This window comes from Candidatus Cloacimonadota bacterium, from assembly GCA_011372345.1.
Classification (GTDB): Bacteria; Cloacimonadota; Cloacimonadia; order Cloacimonadales; family TCS61; genus DRTC01.
Map to the genome: position 1 here is coordinate 1 of DRTC01000592.1, position 3,455 is coordinate 3,455.

General features: G+C 38.8%; 2 protein-coding genes. Both read left to right on the forward strand.

Annotated elements, in window-relative coordinates; genetic code table 11:
* Window positions 1-40 precede the first annotated feature (40 nt).
* Window positions 41-3,157, forward strand: a complete 3,117-nt coding sequence (locus ENL20_11315) for a T9SS type A sorting domain-containing protein (protein ID HHE39141.1) — start codon at window positions 41-43, stop codon at window positions 3,155-3,157.
* A gap of 151 nt (window positions 3,158-3,308) precedes the next feature.
* The coding region (locus ENL20_11320) for a hypothetical protein (GenBank protein HHE39142.1) at window positions 3,309-3,455 on the forward strand (147 nt) is incomplete at its 3' end.

The window sequence follows — 3,455 nt, forward strand, 5'->3', positions numbered from 1 at the left end:
CAATCTACGATCAGAAAATCTGGAAAATATATTACGATCAATGGCGATCAACGGAGACGAGATAGTTACTGCTGAAAATGAAGTCGCTCATTACGAAAGAGAAGCTACTCGAGAAGAAGGCTGCGACCTTTTGATCATTACTCATCCGGACTTTGAAAATGCAGCGGATTCTCTTTCGTCCTGGAAAAAACGAAAAGGAATTTACACGCAAGTTGTAACCACAAACGAAACGGGAAATACCAGTTCTCAAATCGAAAATTATATCGATTATGCTTATTATAACTGGGATCCTGCTCCATCCTATTTATTATTTATCGGAGACTCCGAATTTGTTCCGACAAATTATATTAATGAGCATCCTTATCATAATTTGTTAACTGCATCCGACTTATTTTATGCGGATATTGGGGATTATCCTGATTATGTTGCTGATCTGGGTTTTGGCAGATTATCTGTAGACACTTCCTCGCAGGCAGACAGTCTGATCGCACGAATGATCAGATATGAGCGAAATCCGGTAGATGATCCGATCTATTATTCAAATGCTACTATGGCAGGAGCTTTCCAGGATGGTTCAAATGGAAGTCCTCCAAACGAGATTGCTGACAGAAGATTCGCCAAAACCAGTGAAGATGTAAAGAATTTTCTCGATTCTCAAGGATATTCTGCTCAACGAATTTATACTACTTACAACGGCTACAATGGAAGTGAAATTTTCCCAACATATTGGAGCATCGAAGATTGGGCAAATTTTGAGAATGACACTCCGGGACAGGAATTACCGGAATATCTACAAAAACCAGCTTTTCCCTGGAATGGAAATTTCTGGGATGTAACAAATGCTATGAATGACGGAAGATTTTTCCTTTTGCATCGTGATCATGGAGGTCGTCATGGTTGGGGAGAACCTGATTATGGCTGCGAAGATGTCGATAATCTGGATAACGGAGAGAAACGACCGATCGTCTTTTCTATAAATTGTAATACGGGCTGGTATGATAATGAAACCGACGAGGACAATTACAACACAGATTATACAGACGAATGTTTTGTTGAACATTGGATCAGACACTCGAGCGGTGGAAGTGCGGGAGTTTTGGGTTCAACGCGAGTCAGTTATTCAGGTTATAATGATCGTCTTGTCTGGGGTTGGATGGATGCAATGTTCCCCGATTTCACAACAGTATATAATGATCAATACGGAGATGATTATCCCATCTATAGATTTGGTGATGTTCTCAATTACGGAAAAGAATACATGATGACCAAAGTTGATAATGATGAGGTCAGGAGAACTGCTCTGGAAGAATTTCACTGGTTTGGAGATCCGACCATGGAAATGTGGACGCAATTTCCATCTGAAATAATCGCCAATCATCCTCTTGTAATTCCTTTGGGAAGTTCTCAAATACAGATAGATTGCAATGTCGATGGAGCTATGGTTTCACTTGTTTATAATGATGAAATATTAGGAACAGCCATCGCTGCTTTTGGTTCGGCAACGATCGATTTTCCATCATTAACAGAAGTCGGAATTGTTAATCTAACCATTTCAAAACATGATTATTTTACTTATGAAACGGAACTTCCGATTATTTCCGAAGGTGCGTATGTTGTCTGTGAAAATGTTCATTATGAAGAAGTTGGCGGTTATATCGACAGTTCGATCCAATCTCTCGATGTATTGGATTTGGATATTACTTTGAACAATATCGGTTTGGATATTACCGGAGAAAACATAGAATGTCTTTTAACTTGTGGTTCCGAATTCATCGATATACTCGATGATTTTCTGGATACTGAAGCACTCGCATCCAGGGATTCGATTTTTATCGTAAATGCCTTTCAACTAGAACTTTTACCGGGAATCAGTGATAATGCAGTAATTCCGATGATCGTGGAAATTTCTTCCAATGAGGATGTTTGGGAAAGTGTGATTTTATTAAATGTTCAGGCTCCTGATATTATTTTTGAAGATTTTATGATGACGATTGTAAACGAAGAAGACGACATTGTCGATCCCGGTGAAACCATCGAAGTTTATCTTCAGTATAATAATCAGGGAAGCGGATATTCCTACAATTTATCAACAACTCTTTATTCTTACGATTCAAATGTTTCGATCAGCGGCAGCGATATAATTCCTCAAATAAATCCGGGAGAGCAGGCTGTAACTTCTCTTCCTTTTTCCCTTGAAATTTCAGAGTTATGTCCTATAGGAGATTTTGTCCAGATCGAGATTTTATCAATAGATGAACTGGGATGCACCGTTAACGATTTTTTCAGGATTCCAATCGGATTTGTAGGGCAAGATTTTGAGAATGAATCAGAACAATGGAGCCATCTTCCCCTTTCCGAAGGATATTCTGATGAATGGCATTTGAGCAGTTTCAGAAATTTTACTGAAGACGGATCGAACAGTATGAAATTCGGTGGACAAGATGCTGAAAATTATTCGACTTATACACACGGGGCTTTGCTCATGCCCGAAATGGATTTATCTGCAAACAGTTATCTGAAATTCCATCATTGGCTGGATACTCCTCATGTTAATGATACACTTTGTTATGACGGAGCAATGGTCGAGATTTCGCTCGAAGGAGGAGAATTCGAGCAGATCGAACCTGTTGGCGGTTATCCTGCTCATTTAATCAATATTCCTTCTTCTCCCTTTGAATTTGGAACACCGCTTTTTGCCGGTCATTTTGAATGGGAAGAAATTGAATTTAACCTTTCCGAATATTCCGGATCAGCCCAGATCAGGTTCGTGTTTGGAAGTGCAGGACTTTCTACAGGAGAAGGATGGTATATCGATGATGTTAAGATCGGGAAATATACTGATACGGAAGTGGAAGATTTTCAGTTGTCGAATGATGAATTTCGGTTTGCTAATTATCCGAATCCTTTCCATTCCTCAACGACAATCTCTTTTAATCTAACCACAGAGCACACGGAGAACACGGAGATTTTAATATATAACGTGAAGGGGCAGAAGATAAAATCATTTAAAAACCTTCCCATCGACAGATCATCAAATCAACAAATTGTCTGGAACGGAAGAGACGATTTCGGAAAACCGGTCGCTTCCGGAATTTATTTCTATAAACTTCAATCGGGAGATTTTTCTGCTATCAAGAAGATGATTTTAATGCACTAAAACCTTGAAAACGGTCTCTACCGGAGGTTTTCTCTCACTTGACCTTTTCAACGGTTAAAAAAGAGTAATCTCCAAAATAGTTAGTAAAACGATAATAAAGTGAATTGCCCCCGAAAAAATCTGGGGATTTACCTTATTAAAAGGAAACTAAATGTTCAAAAACATTCGTTCGATCGCCATCTATGTTTCCGATATGGAGAGGGCAAAAAAATTTTATGTCGATATTTTAGGATTCGAGATCGGAGCAGATATTCCGCAGGCTAATCTTTGTTTCCTATATTCCAAAAATAAGAAATTG